Here is a 17,182-nt window from a genome sequence, read left to right as displayed (position 1 = left end):
AGGGATTTTTGACAATAAAAGTTTATAACACTCCTTGGACAAAATAAGTTCTATTTCGAACTACAAATTCTAGATGGATAAGTTTAGTTCCTTTATTTACTAGAACCGTGAGATATAATTAACTTGAAATTCCAGAACGTTTGACATAAAAGTAGCACAGAAAAAAATGTCACGGTATAAAAATTAAAATAAGTTATAAGCAGGATAAAAGCTAAGCCCAGAAGTCCTCTAAAAAAATACTCCTTTATCTGTCGTTGGATATACATTAACTTTAACATGCGTATACTGATAAAATAAGCCCGGATTACCGTATTCGTCATCATTAAGAAGACTATTGCCAAGACTACGGTTAAATCCATGGACGAAGCTACAGTAAAACAAGATAGGGCCATCAGGTAAGAAAGAGCCTGAATTTTTGGCAGTTGTTTTTTGTAATAGCTCAGCTCCACTGTTCTTTCCATGAATGCCACGTTTTGGAAGATGAATATACCAATGTAATTCAGAATGAAACTGCTCTGAATTACCGCAAGAAACCCTAAAAGTGAATCAAAATCCGTGAATACACTTTCCTCTGAAACAAAGATGAGAAAACTACCACCAAGGAAAACCAGAGCGCTAAAAATATAAGTTTGGTTATTTTTATTCATAAGGATGATTAATAAAAAAGTCGGAAATTTCCCATTGTATAGATGGCTGCTCCTGCTGAAACACCAATAACAGCGCCAACGGCCCAGTTCCAAGCTGCAACTGTTGCTATTTTAGCCGCAATGACTCTATAGCTATAGACATATACGCCACGCGCGATAGCCTTAATTTGTGTCCAACCAAACCCTACCGCAGTTAAAGCCCTGCGCATCCCTGCTGAACGATGCCACAAGCCTTCCAAATTCCTTCCGACCATTCGGATAGAAAAAGCACGCGGTGCCAATAATGGCACGTTTTGACTTGCCATCAATTCTTTTTCTTTTTGTTGTAAAAAAGCCAAGTCAGACTCGTCAAATGTAATCTGTTCAAGCGAATTCCAATTTTCACTTTGTTGTTGATTTAGTTGAATATCATTCGCTTGTACTAGCCCTGTCACAGACGGCCCAACTGTCGAAAATAAGAGAGTGAGTGCAATCATACCAACTATCCCTTTTTTAGTTTGTTTTTTCATTAAATTTTCCTTTCTGTGGTTATGATTTTTTTATGTGTGAATTTTTCAGCAAAGATACGAATAATACTTGAAGTACTTGATTAACCCTACCCATTTATATCGCTTATAGTTAGTCTATAACAACATTACAGCTAAAGACAGTTATAACTTAGGCTTAAATTACTATATATTGACAGTTCTTTGTCGACTTAGTTAATAGAAAAATTGCCATAAACAAGCTTTTTCTTGCTCTTTTACCACAGTTTCAAAGCATAAAGATATTAAAAATATAGGAGTCTTTTATGAAAAAAACACTGCCCATCGGAGAAATATATCGTTATTTTCGTACCTCTAAAAATTTCGCCCTTAAGGAAGCGGCGAAGGACTGCATCTCCACTTCCCAACTTTCTAATTTTGAAAATGGACGCAGTTATGTTTCTTGCATTGTTTTGCTCTATCTCTTGAATAATATAAATGTAGCACCTCACGAATTTTTCCATCATCTTAATACCCAACTCAATCCTTTGGACTGGTTTGAAGAACGTGATATGGCTCATCTAAACAGTAATACGCTCCATCTTCAAAAAATTATCCAAAAATATGAAAAATCACTTATACAAAGCTCATCTTCCACTCAAAGATTAAACTTGGATAAATTTCGCTTAGAGGCAACCATGAAGCAGATAGATCCCCATTATCACCTCTCTTCTAAAAGTCTTACTGTCATTAAACACTACTTAATTAACATCAAAATATGGGGCGAATATGAATTTGATTTGTTGAGTGACATAGCTGGATTTCTAGACTTAGGTACCTTATCAAAGTTTAGCCATAAAATACTCAAAACAGCACGATGCAGAAACATTCATCCTCTTACCCAAAAAGCTCAAATAAAAACTGGAATAATCTTCCTCGAGATTTTTATTAAAAATAGACAGAAATATTTAGCAGAAGAGTTACTTGATTTTATTGCTTCTTTAAACATTCCAGAAATCGATCTTTTTGAAAGAGTAAATTTCATATATCAAAAAGCGCATTTTGAAGTGGTTTTTGGAGATACGAGCGCTATAGAAACAATGAAAAAATGTCAATATATTTTTGAACGATGTGAATCCTATCAAATTGCTCTGAAACTTGAACAGGAAATTAAAAGCTTAGAGACTGTGGTAAAAACAAGATAAACGCTTCCTATAGCACTATCCTCTCTTGTTCACGAAACATAAAGCGATTATCAAGTTACAAAAATATAAGTGAAAATGGTATAATTAAGCCTACGAATAAGAAAAAAGCACCTATCCACATTTAAGTGAAGTGCCTTATAATTTAGCTCTCTTCCGGAGTTAAATGGTATAAATAAAGGAGGCAGAAAAACCCATGCTCAAAATACAAGATGTTTTAGAAATTCTGAAAAAAGACGAAAACTTTCACGAAATTGTCTTTAAAAAGGAATATTACTATAACTGGGAAGAAGATTTCACCTTCGATCAATTAAGCTATGATAGCCGAAACACTTCTGCATCAACCCTATTTTTTGCGAAAGGTCTAAATTTTAAAGCAGAATATCTAGAAAACATAGCAGCACCTTTCTACATTTCTGAAATAGATTATGAAGTGGAAATACCTGCAATCATTGTTTCAAATGTGAAGCGTGCAATGAGTCTCTTAGCTCAATCATTTTATGATTATCCACAAAATGAACTCCAAATATTAGCTTTGACCGGAACAAAAGGAAAAACAACTTCTGCTTACTTCGCTAAATCAATCTTAGATGAAATGAACGGACAAAAAACAGCCTTACTTTCTACAGCAGAAACAACTCTTGATGGGAAAAATTTCTTCAAATCTGAGTTAACTACACCCGAAAGTCTTGACTTACTCAAAATGATGCGCCAAGCTGCGGATAATGGAATGACACACCTTGTGATGGAAGTAAGCTCACAAGCTTATAAAACTGAACGTGTCTATGCTATTAACTTCGATGTTGGTGTCTTCCTTAATATCTCTCCCGATCACATCGGACCTGTCGAACATCCTACACTTGAAGATTATTTTTACTGCAAGCGACAACTTTTACATCATTCCGGTTACTTTGTAGCCAACAGTGAAATGACCCATTTTAATGTAATTAAGCAAGAGTTAGCAGATCTTAAAATCCCGCATGATTTTTACGGTGAAAAATCTGACAATCAAATCATCGAATCTCATGCACACGATTTTACAACAAGTGGTAAAATAGCTGACCATTTTGACATTCGTTTACTTGGAAAATTTAACCAAGAAAACGCCTTAGCAACAGCTTTAGCAACCCAACATCTAGGAGCCACAATCGAACAAATTAAAAACGGCTTAGCAAAAGCCGTAGTACCTGGACGCATGGAGATGTTAACTACAAAAAATGGTGCAAGAATTTATGTTGATTACGCCCATAACGGTATTAGTTTGCAAAACTTAGTGTCTGTTGTTGAACCTCATCATAACGGTAAAATCGTCTTGGTTTTAGGAGCTACGGGTAATAAAGGTGAAAGTCGTCGTAAGGATTTTGGCCAAGTTATCGAAGCACACGAACGCTTAGAAGTCATTCTCACTCAAGATGATCCTAACCACGAAGATCCTAAAGCCATTGCTGATGAAATTGCAAGTTATGTTTCACGCTCCTGTGATTTTGAAGCAGATCGTGCAGAGGCAATAAAACAAGCCATTCAACGTGTGACAGATCAAAATGATGCTGTTATTATTGCTGGAAAGGGTGCAGACAAGTTCCAGTTAGTCAATGATAAACGTGAACCTTATCCTGGTGATAGAGCCGTAGCAGAAAAATTTATTTAAAAATTGCCTCATCGGCATTTTATGTTTTGGAATAAAAAAAAGCAGCCTAAGCTGCTATTTTTTATTTAGCATTATGTAATTCATCTTCAGAAAGTTCTGTTAATGAGGCATATTCTGCAGGGTAACGTTTTTTGTAGCGATTCATCATAAAGAAGGCTACCAAACCAAAGATAACTGGACCAGCAATCATTGATACGACTGTTTGGATTGTATCTCCAAGGACTGCAGAGCGTTCAGCAACTGGCAAAGCAAAGTAATCTGTGATAGGTTGGATTACTGTGAAGGCATTTGCAAAAGCAACAACAAGAAATGTTACCGTTACAGCCGCCATCGCTACACCTTTAGATTTATAAAGCGTAAATGGTTTTTCAATATTATCATTGAGTTTGAATTTTGCATAGGCAATAACGATAAAGAGGTAAGGCAATGTCATCGCAACGTTGGCCATGTTTGTCAAGATTGCAAAGAATTTCGCCGCTGCTTCTGCACCACCACCAAGGTTGATGAGCATGTTCAGCAAGATGATAACAAAGACAATTACGAATTGGATAACCATCGCAAATTTTGGCATACCTGATTCTTTATCAAGTTGTCCATAGCGACCAGGCCAAAGTTTATCTGGTGTACCAGAAATAATTTGTTTAACTGGGCTGTAGATCAATGTAAAGAAAGCACCCATTAATGAAAGCAACATTGCAAGACCCATGTAACGGGCAAGAATTGAACCGATAACTACCGCACCTGAATGACTCATACCAAAAGCAGCACCAAGCGCTTCACCAAGGTATTGCATTGTTACATAACCTGCATTACCAAGGTTAATTGTTCCAGCTTTTACGCCTTCGTAAAATGCACCGCCTGTTTGGTAATTCATGAAGAAACCAACACAGAGAATCATTACAGAATAACCGATTGCAATGATAAGCGCTGACGTTACAACACCACGAGGGAAATTTTTCTCAGGTTGGTCTGTTTCATCAACCAAACCACCAACTGCTTCAACACCACCATAAGCAAAGATAGCAAATACCATGAAGGCAATAAAGCCAATTGCAGAACTGTTATTGAAGTTAGGATTAAGGCTGGTTACAAAAGCTTCAGCAGTAATTGGCGTTGTTGGATGTCCATTAAGAATAAGGACTAAGAGTGCGCAAATCAAGAGAATCGCATTCAATGAAAGAACAGCAATACCACCAAGTGTAGCGAATTTTTTGACTGCATCCAAACCACGAAGTGCAAAGAAAGTGATTGCAGCAACCCAAATCATAGCAATGATTGAGAGAATCCATGGATCTGGCACATGAAGCGAGTTACCAAAAATCATGTTTGTGATTGGTACCATGATACCATTTGAAACGTTGACCATCCATACCAAATATGAAGCGTACCACATAAATGTTCCGACGAAGGCGAAAGTTGGACCAACTGCTTTCTCCATCCAAGAATAGATCCCACCTTTTTCTTCTTTGAAAGCTGAACCAAGTTCAGTTACCATGAAGGCAAAGGGCAGGAAGAAGAATAATCCACCCACGATATACCATGGAATTGCAGCATAACCCATCATGTAGAATGCACGTGGGATGTTGTTAAATCCATATACTGATGTGAAGATCATCAGGCATAAGCCGACAAGAGAAAGTTTCCCTTTTGCTTTATCAGACATCAAATGTCCTCCTTTTTTTATAATCAGATTGACTGATTGAAAATATTTGTAAATCAAGTAACTTAAAGTACTTGTATAATTACCATAAGTAAAGGCGAGTGGGAAGTTTGACCAGAACTCTCAACAGTGAATTATATTGTCTTTTACAAAAGATAGAATAGAACAATCATAACTAGAATTCGTTATAATTGTGCGACAATTCTAAGAAAAACCTAAAACAGGTCGCCCAAAGGCGACTTGTTTATTGGTTTATTTAATTAAGAAAAGTAAATTCTCTCGAAAAAATCACTGTTGGAAAGCTATTCCTCCCAACCTTAAGAACTATTTTAGCTTATTATGCTTTATTTTTCAACTTTATTATTGAGTTTAAGCATTTCGAGCAGTACATCTACTGCTTTTTCCATAGTTTGTAAGCTTACAAACTCAAAACGACCGTGCATGTTTTCACCACCAGCAAAGATGTTCGGTGTTGGCAAGCCCATAAATGAAATCTTAGAACCATCTGTCCCACCGCGAACAGGTTCGATTTTTGGCTCGATATCCAAGTTTTTCATTGCTTCTTCGGCTAAATCAATGATTGACATGTCTTTCTCAATAACTTGAGCCATGTTGTAATATTGATCTTTGATTGTGGCTTTTACGCGTTCAGAGCCAAGTTCAGCATTCATTTTATCAGCAATTTCTTGCATCAAGGCTTTGCGCTCATTAAATTTATCTTCTGCATGGTCACGAATAATATATTGTGCGCGTGCTTCTTCGACAGTTCCGTCTAATTTCAAAAGGTGGAAGAAACCTTCACGACCTTCTGTTTTTTCGGGACGATCAAATTCTGGCAATTGCGCATGGTAATCCATTGCTAATTGCAAAGCGTTAACCATTGTATTTTTGGCTGTACCTGGGTGAACATTTTTACCTTGAAACTCTAAAACAGCACCGGCAGCTGAGAATGTTTCATATTCCAATTCACCAAGGGGTCCACCGTCAACTGTATAAGCAAAGTCAACATTGAAATCTTCAACATCAAAACGGTCAGCCCCTGTACCGATTTCTTCGTCTGGACCAAAACCAATACGGATTTCACCATGTTCAAAATCAGGATTGATATTGATTAAATAATCAGCCAAAGTCATGATTTCAGCAATCCCCGACTTGTCATCAGCACCCAAAAGTGTTGTACCATCTGTATGAATCAAAGTTTGACCTTTGTAGTTTTTCAAGTTTGGGAATTCTGCTGGATCAAGACTGAAACCAGAATCACCAAGTTTAATCACAGACTCTCCATCATAGTTTTCAAGAATTTGCGGATTGATACCTTCTGCATTAAAGTCTGCTGTATCCATGTGAGAAATCAGACCGATTTTACGGACATTTTTGTCTGTAGTTGCTGGGATAGTCCCTACAACATAACCGTTTGATTCAAGATAGTGTACATCTTGAATACCAATTTCGCGCATCTCATCTGCCATTTTATGAGCAAAATCAACAAGAGCAGGAACAGATGGTACAGTTGTTGAATTTTCATCTGAACGTGTGTTTACTTTAACATAATCAAGGAAACGGGGTAACAATTTTTCGTATTTCATTTTTATCCTCCTATGGAAATGAAGTTCTTTAATACCTTTGTTTGTTGGATTTGGGCAGAGATGAAGTCTTGAGGAGAATCATAATGAATTTCTTCAAGTTGAAGTGTATCGTCAAACGCAAGATTTGACGTAAACTCTCGTTCACCTACTGCGGAGATGTAGCCATATTTTTCTAAGGCTCTGATGAAAATATCTGGACGTGCTTTGACAATATCTTTACGCGTAAATTTGAGCAAAAAACTGGTCATGTATTTCAGAGCATACTCTGGATCAACATCGCCCATAAGCTGATATACTTCTTGTTCAAGTATTGTAAGCGGTAAGTGATGCGCCACCTTGTAAAAATAGTTAAATAAGCTATCTGTGGTCAAATCATACCGACTTGAAAAATGTAGCGTGATTGTATTGGTTTTATTTTGAAGTTTTTGCTGGACAATAGACTGCTCCAGTCTCTGCTCCACTTGACTTCCAACTGCCACAAAAAATGGTTTCTCATAGATATTAACAGCTACAGGCATTGTTTTTGAAGAAAGATCAAAGTCAGCATCAGTAAAAACTTTAAAATTATTGCCATAACGTTTATCCTTGCGCCAGATAAAACCAGCAGCAATAAAGCTATCAAGCTGGCGATCTAAGTTTTTCTCTTGTTCAAAAACTTTATGAATTTGGCGTAAGGTTACCTCTTCATGCACGTGCAGGTAATTAATCAGTTTTAAGAAAAAAGGCTGACAAGTCAGCCTATTTTCATTAAAAACGCGAATAGGCATTATTTGTTAAACTCTTCAGTAAGTTGTGGTACAACTTGCTTTTTACGTGAAACGGCACCAGCTAAGAAAGCATGGTCGTCTTCTAACGTAAAGTGGAAAGCTGCTTCAACTTTATCTTTGTGGCTACCGATTTCGACAATTTCTGAGTTAGAATTTACGATATCTGTAATCATGAAGACAAAGTCATCATAATGTTCAACTTCCATTGCTTTCTTGATGGCTACTTTGACATCGTGTAAGCGTGAAAGTACATCTTGAATTTCAACTGTATTTACCTGAGCGATACGGATACGACTGCCATTAAGTTCAAATGTTTTTGCATCAATATCAATGAGTTCATCTGCTGACTTGTTGTCCAAGTTTGTGCCAGCTTTAAGCATAGCCATACCATATTCTTGGAGATCAACACCAGCAATTTTTGCCAATTCTTCTGCAACTTTATGGTCAGTTGCATGTGTTGTTGGTGATTTCAAAAGCAAGGTATCTGAAATCAAACCTGAAAGCAAGAGACCTGCTACTTCACGGGGAATCTCAACACCCGCTTCAAGGAATTTGCGGTAAACAATTGAAGAAGCTGAGCCAACAGGTTCAATTGTCATGAACAAAGGAGAAGCAGTATTGAAGTTAGCCACACGGTGGTGGTCCACCACACCAAAGATATTTAATGAAGCAATATCTGCGATTGATTGTTGGAACTCATTGTGATCCGTCAAGATAACTGTATCCACGCCTTCAGCTGCTGCTGATGTTACAACACGTGGTGCTTCTACACCAAAATAGTCCAACGCAAATTGCGTTTCTTCATTAGGTGTACCTAATGCAACACACTCTGTATTCAAAGCGCCAACTGGACGATGGTTGCTCAAATATGAGAAACCATAAGATGATGCGATTGCGTCTGTATCTGGTTTTTGATGACCAAAGACAAAAATTTTATCTGACATTTCTTTTACCTCATTTATATATTTATATTCGCTTCATTATATCAAAAAAAGAGGATTTACGCACGCTTTCAATCTATTACTGGAAGTGTTCTTGCCTTAATCTTGGCACCGAAAAAACTTGAAAGCCAAATGCGGCCTTCAAGTTTTATCTAATTCTCTCTAAATATTCTTGATAAGTTTCTGTACCCATGATTGATTTTGCATTGGACACACGTTCTTTTGTCGGCGGTTTAACACCAGCAAGTGGATATTTCCAGCCTAGTTCGCGCCATTTGAATTCCCCCATCGTATGATAAGGTAAGATTTCAAATTTCAGAACATTATCCAAGGTTTTAACAAATTCCCCTAGCTTTTCTAAATCTTCATCAATATCCGTTTCACCTGGTACAAGCACGTGACGGATCCACATGGCTTGCCCCTTGTCAGAAAGGTAGCGGGCAAATTCTAAAATATTTTCATTAGGGTGTCCCGTCAAGGCCTTGTGACGTTTTGAATCAATTTCTTTCAAGTCCAGCAAGACAAGATCTGTGACTTCAAGAAGTTCATCAATACGAGAGGTGATATATTCATCCGTTCTAAATGGCCGTGCTGAAGTGTCTAATGTGGTATGGATACCCAAACTTTTAGCGTATTGGAAAAGAGCGATGACGAAGTCAATTTGCAACATGGCTTCCCCACCAGATACAGTGATACCTCCTTTTTCGCCCCAAAAACCACGGAAACGAAGTGCTTCGTCCATCACATCTTCTACCGTACGTGTCGTTGCTTTTTCGTTTTTCAACGCCCAAGTATCTGGGTTATGACAATATTTGCAGCGCATTTGACAACCTTGCATAAAAACAATGAAACGTACTCCTGGACCATCTACAGATCCAAAGGATTCGGTAGAGTGAATCAGGCCGGTTACTTTTTTGGCTTCTTCAATATATGTATCAGTCATAAGCTTTTCCTCTTCTTCAGTATGCTTTTATCATACCTCAAATCTCTCTTATTATCAAATCCTTTTCTAGGCTCTTAATTTTCCATCATCAAACAGGTTAACCACAAAAGTAATCACGCAGAGAAGCAAGGCCAAGAAGAAAATATTATGCAAAGCTCCAAGAACGATTTGTTCTAATTGACCATGAATTTTCTCGGGAACGACTACGTTGGAAGCTGTACTAATAAATTCGTTGACATTCTTAAAGCTGACTTCTGGAAATTTACTGAGCCCCGCATTGATACCTAAGGAAAAAGCTAGCCCCAATATCCCGGTCATCATTGCCTGACCCAAAGTTCGTCCTAGCACAACGAGAGAACTTGCTTGACCAACCATTTCAGCAGGAACCATTTTTTGTGCCAAAAGTGTCGTTGTTGAAAGTATAACCCCCATCACACTTCCTGTAAAAGCAGAAATAATGTAAAAACCTTCGATTGGGAAAGCAACACTTGAAAGAACCAAGGGAATGTAGACAAGGATAAGAATACCCACTAAAACGGCATAAAGTCTCTTCGGCGCAAAACGTCGTAAAAGAAAACCAACAAAGAAACTGGTTACCATCCAAAACAATGATGTAGGTGTTAATGCAAGACCTGCAACAAAGGCTGGAACGCGGTAAATGGCTTGTAGCCAAATAGGAAAATAAATATTGAAAGCAATCAAGCAGCCACTTAAAAGCATTGAAATAATAATCTGAATACTGAAAGTCCTTGTTTTAAACATTTCTAAATTAAATAAAGGATCGACTGCTTTTTTCTCTGTACGAATAAAAATGATGCTGGCCGCAACAATCAAGAAGAGGAGCACAACTTCTAATAGCCAATTGATTGTGGAAGCTGACATTTCTTGAAACATCAGTAATAATGAAACTAAAAGTACAGATAGAGAGACAATACCTGCCCAGTCCATCGGTTGTTTTGCTGTTTTTTCGTGTACATCCTTATAACCAAAAATTGTAAGTAAAAGTGTGATCAATCCCAAGGGCACATTGATGAAGAAAACCCAGTGCCAGCCCAACGTATCAACAATCCATCCGCCAAGCAACGGGCCTACTAAAGCCGAAATCGCCCAAGCTGTATTATTCAACGCCATAATTTTTGCACGCTCTTCAAAATCAAATAAATCAGCAATAATTGTGAAGGTTAAAGGCATCACAGCTCCTGCACCGAGACCTTGAATCGCTCGAAAAATAATGAGGAACAGCATGTTGGGGGCAATACCACAAAGTATCGAACCAATCACAAAAGAGACAAGTCCAAAGATAAAAATATTTTTTCGCCCCAGATTATCCGCAAGTTTTCCATAGATTGGTGTTGCAATAGCCGAAATAAGTAAATAAATAGCAAATACCCAGCTTTGGAGTTCTAGTCCTTTCAACTGAGAAATGATGGTTGGCATAGCTGTGGTCACAATCGTAACCTCAACAGATGTCATAAATGTTGCAATAAAAATAGCTATAACAATAGCCAAATGTTCTTTTCTTTTCATATTCCCTCCTCTGTTCTATATCTTCATTTCTTTTACATTTTATCATAGTTTTTTTCAGAAAGTCAGGACAGTAAAATAAAAAGATAGATTAATTTTAATCTATCTTTTACTTTTATTCAGGAAGCTCTACATCGAACTCCACACGAAGTTTTAATATACGATTTCCATCTACTTCCAGACTTGTGAGTGAGAAATGATCTTCTAAGTTGTCAATCTTACACATCACTTGTTGTCCTTTTTCTGGAATTTGTCCTGTTTCTGAGAGGAAGAAACCAGCCATTGTGTCTACATCCTTGTTGACCAAATGTGTGCCAAACTCGTCATTAAAGTCATTGATGGTCATTTTACCTTGAACCACATACATGTTCTCACCGATCTTATGAACTTCTGCTTCTGCAATATCCGTTTCGTCTTCAATCTCTCCGACGATTTCTTCAATCAAATCTTCAAGTGTGACGATACCTTCAACGCCCCCATATTCATTCAGCAAAATAGCCATTTGATTTTGGGTGTTACGCATCTGGAGCATCAAGTCATCCACAAAGACTGTTTCAGGAACAAAGAGTGGTTCTTGCAACATCTCACGGAAATCAATGTTATCAAAACCGTCAGCAAAGCCTCGAGCTAAGATACGTTTGGTGTGAATAATCCCTAAGATGTTGTCTTTATCATCATCATAAACAGGCACACGAGAGTATGACTCGCTGAGCATTTTCTCAATATTTTCACGCGGATCATCATTGATATCAATCATGAAGGCATCCGTACGTGGAACCATAATTTCACGTGCTACAAGTTCATCAAGACTGAAAACACCTGTAATCATTTCACGTTCAGAATCATCTAAGGCCGTTTCATCCGTGTGCACGAGATACTCAATCTCATCACGTGTCATGTCATCATCACTGCTGTCAAACTTGATTGGGAAAATTCTTGCCAGCCCATTAATCGTAATGGTCAACAACCAAATGAAAGGTTTTAAAACTACACCAATCGCCATCAAGGGACGAACCATTTTCAAAGCTGCTTTTTCTTTAAGAGCCTGAGCGATACGTTTAGGGAAAAGCTCACCAAATACAATCGTAAAGAAAGTCAAAATAACCAAGATAATGATTTTACTTAAGGTTTGGGCAAAGCTTGTATCACCAAACAACGGTGCCAGCTGTGCAGCTAATGTATCAGCCAAACTTGCCCCCGCTACGATATTCAAGAAGGTAATCCCAACTTGAACGGTGGACAGGAAGTGTGTCGGATTATCGATTACACTAAGCAAATATTGATACTGCTCATCGCCTTCACTCGCCTTTTGCTCTACACGCGATCGCGATAGAGAAACGAGTGCCATCTCACTTGCTGAGAAGAATGCATTCAAAGCAGTAAGAAAAACAAGTAATAAAATCTGTAAAATTATCGAGGTGCTCTCGGGGTCAGGGTGTGCCATTTTTACTCCTATTTTTTAGTAATATGAAAACTATTATATCATAGTTTAATCGTTTTGAAATATTTTTTTCTTTTCTTGCTCACGATGATTATGCCATAAGCCAGCAAGGAACTTCACAATTTCTTTAACTAATGAGTAGACAGGTACGGCAATAATCATACCTAGAATCCCATATAAACTTCCTGAAACCAACATCAAAACCATAACCGTCACAGGGTGAACGCGTACAGCATTCCCAACGATTTTAGGATAAACAAGGTTCCCGTCAATCTGTTGCAGGATTAAAACATAAGCGACAGCGAGTACAGCTGTCCAAGGTTGAGTAAATGCCAAAGTAAAAATTACCGGCAAAACTCCGATATAGGGTCCTGCATAAGGAATTAAGTTGGTAATAGCCGAAAAGCTGGCAAACAAGAAGGCGTAAGGAATACCGAACAACATGTAACCTACAAAGACAAAGATGAAAACCAAGAGCGAATCCAAAGCCACGCCCGAAATATAACGAGAAATTGTCGCATTCATCTTCTCGAGGAGCTCAACAAAACCAAGTGGATCTTCACGAAAAATTGTACGTTTTAAAGAAGGAAGCAATTTTTCACCATCTTTTAGCATATAGTAAAGTAGGATAGGAACTAAGATAGCAACCATAACCACAGAGGAAATGATACTTACGATGCTTCCAACACTGTCCGTTAAATTTTTAAGCAAATTATTCAGAATATCAGTATAAGATAAATTAATATTACTAATCATGCCATTAATGTCCAGCTGACGGTAAATGTGAGCAAAACGTGGATCATTTTGTAAAGATTCAATCCAATGACGAAACTCAGGAAATGCTTTCGTACTGGCATCAATCAAGCTACTTAACTGCGAAACTACATTAGGGATGATGGATGCAATACTCCAAACCACAAGTCCAAGCAAAGTAATCAAAACAATCAAAATCGCAAAGAAACGTTTAATTTTCCAACGGGTTTCCATATAAGTCACTACAGGTTTGAAGATGTAGTAAAGAAAACCCGCGATGATGAAGGGAATAAAGAGCAGGGCCAAAAGAGTTTTGACCGGTTGGAAGAGAAATTCCAGTTGCATGAGCATAAAAATAAGCAGGGTCGCTGCTAAAATTTCTACTGTCCAAAAAAATAATTTACTGTTTTTAAACATAATATCCTACTAATAAGGGCAAACGAAGCCCTTTCTTTTTTTTTAAAGCTATTTATATTATAATTGAAATAAGATTTTTACGCAAATTCAAGATTTCGGGAGGAAATTTATGCAAATCAAGCAAACCCGTGACACCATGTCGGAAATATACTGTGATGCATTACGTATTCGTAACACTGTTTTTGTAAAGGAGCAAGGTGTTCCTTTTGATTTAGAAGTTGGCAGTCCTATTGATGAGGCACATTCCGTGCACTTTGTAGGTTACGAAAATGGTAAAGCCTTAGCGACTGTTCGTCTTTTGGTGGATAGCGAAGATAAGAAACACGCTGTGGTCCAACGAATGGCCGTTCTAAAAGAGGAACGTGGCAAAGGTTATGCAAATGTCCTCTTACAAAGTCTTCTTGATTTTTGCAATCAAGCAGGAATTACTCTTTTAACTTTGCATGCACAACTTAGCGCCAAAGGCCTCTATGAAAAATTCGACTTTCAAGCGCAAGGCGAAACCTTTACAGAAGCTGGAATCGAGCATGTTACCATGTTTTTTGAAATTAAATAAAAAAATAAGCGCTCACCTATTCACCGTTGGAGAGCGCTTTCCTTTATTTATATGCATTATATTAACTCTTCCTTAAACAAAACTAAACCTCCTTGCTTCAAGCAAGGAGGTTTTTTACTCTTATTTTTAGCTCCGGCAAGACCTGTGCCTCAAACCATGGATTTTTCCGCAACCAAATATTATTACGTGGTGAAGGATGCACAAGTGGAAAATATTCCGGTAGATAATTCTCAAAATCACGCACAACATCAGTAATACGTGTTTTCTTCGGCACATTAAGATAGTAAGGAATCGCGTAAGAACCAATGAGGACAATAAGCTCCAACTGCGGCATTTCTTTAATCAATAAAGGATGCCATTTTTCCGCAAAGCCTTTGCGGGGTGGTAAGTCACCAGATTTTCCTTTACCTGGAAAGTAAAAGTCCATAGGCAAGATGGCGAGCTTAGATGAGCTGTAAAATTCTTCATAAGAAATCCCTAGCCATTCACGAAGACGATCCCCAGAAGGATCGTTCCAAAAAAGACGGCTCTCCTGTGCTCGAATTCCTGGTGCTTGACCTACAATAAGGATTTTTGCTTCATGGTGTACGGAGTAGAGCGGGGCAATACCTTGTGCAGTATACAAAGTATTTTGCGGATCTTCTTTTATAGCTTGAAAAATTTTTGACAGCTTATCCATTTATTCTCCTTCTTTGAGAGGAAGTAGAGCATCGGCTAATCGTGCGAATTCTGGTATTGAAAGTGCTTCGGCACGAATGGTAGGCGAAATATCCGCCTGGGCCAAAAGTTCAGTTATTTCTGGTTTTTTATCCTTACCAAAAGCAGATTGTAAGTTGTTCATCAAGGTTTTACGACGGTGAACAAAGGTTGAGTGCATGGTTTTAAAGAAGAAATCTTCATCCTTCACAGCAACCAAAGGCTGCTCGCGGCGTGTCATCTTCAATATAGCTGAATCTACATTAGGCGCTGGAACAAAAACTGTGCGCGGCACAGTGAAAGCGACTTGTGCTTCCATATAATATTGCACCGCTATCGAAAGCGAGCCGTAAGCCTTTGTGCTTGGTTTAGCCACAATACGATCCGCAACCTCTTTTTGCATCATCACTACAAACTCAGTAAAGGGAATCTTAGATTCAATCAAGTGCATGAGAATTGGTGTTGTAATGTAATAAGGAAGATTTGCTACGACTTTTATAGGCAAGTCAGGATTTTTGAAATTCTTGATGTGCTCACGCATATCAACTTTCAAAACATCAGCATTTACAAGTTGAAAGTTATCATACGGCGCCAAAGTTTCTTCCAAAATTGGAATCAAAGTTTTGTCAATTTCAAAAGCCATTACTTCTGCTGCCTCTTCAAGTAAATACTGCGTGAGTGAACCAATACCTGGTCCAATCTCAATCACGTTTACTTGTTCTGAAAGTTCAGCAGTTGCCGTAATTTTTGTCAAAATATTATGGTCCGTCAAAAAGTTTTGACCAAATTTTTTCTTAAAGTTAAAGTCATGCCGACGAAGAATATCCTGTGTGCGAATGACATTTGAGATACGATCTATATTTGAAGTTGTCATAGCTTTATTATAGCAGAAAAGCCGACGAACTGCTTTTAAAGAAAAAACAGAAATCAAAGAATTTCCGTTTTATCTTTTTATAGCCGTAAATGCAAATAAGCTAAGCAAAACATACTTTTTCTCCTTAACTTTAGCTTGTGAGCCACGAATACTATTTAGAGAAAGCCCAACATCTCACTCCACAAGCTCTAAGGCTGCTTTACCTAAAGCAAAGTTCCCAAGGGTTGCGGAGCCATTTTCCGAAACACTCGGCAGTCGCAAATATTCATCTATCGGACATGGGAGAGCAACGTAATGATTCAGAAGTTTCACAAATTCTTTTTGAACATGTGCGAGCATATTGGGCTGCTCCATAATCCCACCGCCTAGTATAATAGCATCAGGTGCTAATGTTAAAGTTGCATTAAGCACGCCTTGCGCGATATAGTAGGCCAAGATTTCCCACTCAAGACTGTCTGCAGGAAGTTCTTCACCCGAAATCCCTGTTCTGGCCTCAAGACTTGGACCTGAAGCCAGTCCTTCCAAACAATCACCATGAAACGGACAAATACCTTTAAAATAAAGATCGTTTGGATGGCGTTTAACCATTTGATGGCCCATTTCAGCATGGCTTGTAGCACCAATAAAGTGACCGCCTTGAATAGCGCCACCGCCAATCCCTGTACCAATAGTAAAGTAGACTAGATTTTCAAGAGCAGTATTCATCATTTCACCATAAGCCGATGCATTTACGTCAGTAGTAAAAGCTATAGGAACATGAAGTGCCTCTTCTAAAAGCCCAACCAAATCCGTATTTGCCCAACCTGCCTTCGGTGTTGATGTAATATAGCCGTAAGTTTTACTCTTGATATTAATATCAATGGGACCAAATGATCCCAAGCCAATTGCCACAACATTTTTTGATTTAAAGTAATCCACTGTAGCAGCAATTGTTTCCTCGGGTGTTGTGGTAGATATTCTAATTTTATCTACAAGCTCGAACTGATCATCCGCAACGGCGAGCACAAACTTTGTCCCACCAGCTTCTATAGATCCATAATACATTGTCAACTTCTACTCCCTT

The 17,182-nt window shown here is 38.1% G+C and carries 16 protein-coding genes; 3 read left to right on the top strand and 13 right to left on the bottom strand.

Features of this window, described 5'->3' with window-relative positions; genetic code table 11:
- Nucleotides 1-92: 92 nt before the first annotated feature.
- Nucleotides 93-647 carry a hypothetical protein gene (locus tag J0J36_RS01965; RefSeq protein ID WP_019292415.1) on the bottom strand — a complete coding sequence of 185 codons (555 nt, stop codon included), beginning with the start codon at nt 645-647 and terminating at the stop codon, nt 93-95.
- 8 nt (nt 648-655) lie between these two features.
- Nucleotides 656-1,156, bottom strand: a complete 501-nt coding sequence (locus J0J36_RS01960) for a hypothetical protein (RefSeq protein ID WP_019292416.1) — start codon at nt 1,154-1,156, stop codon at nt 656-658.
- A gap of 281 nt (nt 1,157-1,437) precedes the next feature.
- Here J0J36_RS01960 and J0J36_RS01955 point away from each other — a divergent pair, with 281 nt between their 5' ends.
- Together J0J36_RS01955 and J0J36_RS01950 are read left to right on the top strand one after the other, a co-directional pair.
- Nucleotides 1,438-2,316 (top strand): helix-turn-helix domain-containing protein, encoded by an 879-nt coding sequence (locus J0J36_RS01955; RefSeq protein ID WP_019292417.1) that lies wholly within the window; start codon nt 1,438-1,440, stop codon nt 2,314-2,316.
- A 193-nt stretch (nt 2,317-2,509) separates the two neighbouring features.
- A complete protein-coding gene (locus J0J36_RS01950) occupies nt 2,510-3,961 on the top strand; it encodes a UDP-N-acetylmuramoyl-L-alanyl-D-glutamate--L-lysine ligase (RefSeq protein WP_153924535.1) in 1,452 nt (483 codons plus the stop codon).
- A 61-nt stretch (nt 3,962-4,022) separates the two neighbouring features.
- Here J0J36_RS01950 and yjeM read toward each other — a convergent pair whose 3' ends face one another.
- The 8 genes from yjeM to J0J36_RS01910 all read right to left on the bottom strand — a co-directional run bounded on the left by yjeM (nt 4,023) and on the right by J0J36_RS01910 (nt 13,993).
- A complete protein-coding gene (gene yjeM, locus J0J36_RS01945; protein WP_019292419.1) occupies nt 4,023-5,624 on the bottom strand; it encodes a glutamate/gamma-aminobutyrate family transporter YjeM in 1,602 nt (533 codons plus the stop codon).
- Nucleotides 5,625-5,965: 341 nt separating this feature from the next.
- Nucleotides 5,966-7,207 (bottom strand): peptidase T, encoded by a 1,242-nt coding sequence (gene pepT / locus J0J36_RS01940; RefSeq protein WP_019292420.1) that lies wholly within the window; start codon nt 7,205-7,207, stop codon nt 5,966-5,968.
- 2 nt (nt 7,208-7,209) lie between these two features.
- Nucleotides 7,210-7,974 (bottom strand): DUF1803 domain-containing protein, encoded by a 765-nt coding sequence (locus tag J0J36_RS01935; protein ID WP_019292421.1) that lies wholly within the window; start codon nt 7,972-7,974, stop codon nt 7,210-7,212.
- Nucleotides 7,974-8,918: a manganese-dependent inorganic pyrophosphatase gene (locus J0J36_RS01930; RefSeq protein ID WP_014024319.1), complete on the bottom strand. Its 945-nt coding sequence runs from the start codon at nt 8,916-8,918 to the stop codon at nt 7,974-7,976. The genes J0J36_RS01935 and J0J36_RS01930 overlap by 1 nt, the downstream gene beginning before the upstream one ends.
- A gap of 145 nt (nt 8,919-9,063) precedes the next feature.
- Nucleotides 9,064-9,858: a pyruvate formate-lyase-activating protein gene (gene pflA, locus J0J36_RS01925; RefSeq protein ID WP_019292422.1), complete on the bottom strand. Its 795-nt coding sequence runs from the start codon at nt 9,856-9,858 to the stop codon at nt 9,064-9,066.
- Between the two features lie 66 nt (nt 9,859-9,924).
- Nucleotides 9,925-11,385, bottom strand: coding sequence for a DHA2 family efflux MFS transporter permease subunit (locus J0J36_RS01920; RefSeq protein ID WP_153924532.1), 1,461 nt, complete (start codon nt 11,383-11,385; stop codon nt 9,925-9,927).
- A gap of 112 nt (nt 11,386-11,497) precedes the next feature.
- The gene (locus J0J36_RS01915) at nt 11,498-12,826 is read right to left on the bottom strand and encodes a hemolysin family protein (protein WP_004259258.1); all 1,329 of its coding nucleotides are present in this window, start codon (nt 12,824-12,826) and stop codon (nt 11,498-11,500) included.
- A 45-nt stretch (nt 12,827-12,871) separates the two neighbouring features.
- Nucleotides 12,872-13,993 carry an AI-2E family transporter gene (locus J0J36_RS01910; RefSeq protein WP_019292424.1) on the bottom strand — a complete coding sequence of 374 codons (1,122 nt, stop codon included), beginning with the start codon at nt 13,991-13,993 and terminating at the stop codon, nt 12,872-12,874.
- Between the two features lie 109 nt (nt 13,994-14,102).
- Between J0J36_RS01910 and J0J36_RS01905 the strand changes: the two genes are divergently transcribed.
- Entirely contained in the window at nt 14,103-14,549 is a 447-nt protein-coding gene (locus J0J36_RS01905; RefSeq protein WP_040086628.1) for a GNAT family N-acetyltransferase, read from the top strand.
- Nucleotides 14,550-14,646: 97 nt separating this feature from the next.
- Here J0J36_RS01905 and J0J36_RS01900 read toward each other — a convergent pair whose 3' ends face one another.
- The 3 genes from J0J36_RS01900 to scrK form a co-directional block, all read right to left on the bottom strand.
- Nucleotides 14,647-15,228: a uracil-DNA glycosylase family protein gene (locus J0J36_RS01900; RefSeq protein WP_019292426.1), complete on the bottom strand. Its 582-nt coding sequence runs from the start codon at nt 15,226-15,228 to the stop codon at nt 14,647-14,649.
- Nucleotides 15,229-16,119 carry a 16S rRNA (adenine(1518)-N(6)/adenine(1519)-N(6))-dimethyltransferase RsmA gene (gene rsmA / locus J0J36_RS01895; RefSeq protein ID WP_206886740.1) on the bottom strand — a complete coding sequence of 297 codons (891 nt, stop codon included), beginning with the start codon at nt 16,117-16,119 and terminating at the stop codon, nt 15,229-15,231.
- 174 nt (nt 16,120-16,293) lie between these two features.
- Complete coding sequence (scrK, locus tag J0J36_RS01890) at nt 16,294-17,169, bottom strand: fructokinase ScrK (RefSeq protein ID WP_029346182.1); 876 nt, start codon at nt 17,167-17,169, stop codon at nt 16,294-16,296.
- Nucleotides 17,170-17,182: the final 13 nt, after the last annotated feature.

Origin of the sequence: Lactococcus sp. LG1074 (genome assembly GCF_017309525.1) — a bacterium.
Taxonomy (GTDB): Bacteria; Bacillota; Bacilli; order Lactobacillales; family Streptococcaceae; genus Lactococcus; species Lactococcus petauri.
This window is presented reverse-complemented; position numbering and strand designations above follow the sequence as displayed.

Coding starts and splice junctions, on each gene's coding strand:
- J0J36_RS01960 (WP_019292416.1), bottom strand. CDS start 1,156: ATGAAAAAACAAACTAAAAAAGGGATAGTTGGTATGATTGCACTCACT.
- J0J36_RS01910 (WP_019292424.1), bottom strand. CDS start 13,993: ATGTTTAAAAACAGTAAATTATTTTTTTGGACAGTAGAAATTTTAGCA.
- J0J36_RS01935 (WP_019292421.1), bottom strand. CDS start 7,974: ATGCCTATTCGCGTTTTTAATGAAAATAGGCTGACTTGTCAGCCTTTT.
- J0J36_RS01900 (WP_019292426.1), bottom strand. CDS start 15,228: ATGGATAAGCTGTCAAAAATTTTTCAAGCTATAAAAGAAGATCCGCAA.
- pepT (WP_019292420.1), bottom strand. CDS start 7,207: ATGAAATACGAAAAATTGTTACCCCGTTTCCTTGATTATGTTAAAGTA.
- J0J36_RS01920 (WP_153924532.1), bottom strand. CDS start 11,385: ATGAAAAGAAAAGAACATTTGGCTATTGTTATAGCTATTTTTATTGCA.
- J0J36_RS01965 (WP_019292415.1), bottom strand. CDS start 647: ATGAATAAAAATAACCAAACTTATATTTTTAGCGCTCTGGTTTTCCTT.
- J0J36_RS01930 (WP_014024319.1), bottom strand. CDS start 8,918: ATGTCAGATAAAATTTTTGTCTTTGGTCATCAAAAACCAGATACAGAC.
- yjeM (WP_019292419.1), bottom strand. CDS start 5,624: ATGTCTGATAAAGCAAAAGGGAAACTTTCTCTTGTCGGCTTATGCCTG.
- J0J36_RS01955 (WP_019292417.1), top strand. CDS start 1,438: ATGAAAAAAACACTGCCCATCGGAGAAATATATCGTTATTTTCGTACC.
- J0J36_RS01915 (WP_004259258.1), bottom strand. CDS start 12,826: ATGGCACACCCTGACCCCGAGAGCACCTCGATAATTTTACAGATTTTA.
- J0J36_RS01950 (WP_153924535.1), top strand. CDS start 2,510: ATGCTCAAAATACAAGATGTTTTAGAAATTCTGAAAAAAGACGAAAAC.
- pflA (WP_019292422.1), bottom strand. CDS start 9,858: ATGACTGATACATATATTGAAGAAGCCAAAAAAGTAACCGGCCTGATT.
- J0J36_RS01905 (WP_040086628.1), top strand. CDS start 14,103: ATGCAAATCAAGCAAACCCGTGACACCATGTCGGAAATATACTGTGAT.
- rsmA (WP_206886740.1), bottom strand. CDS start 16,119: ATGACAACTTCAAATATAGATCGTATCTCAAATGTCATTCGCACACAG.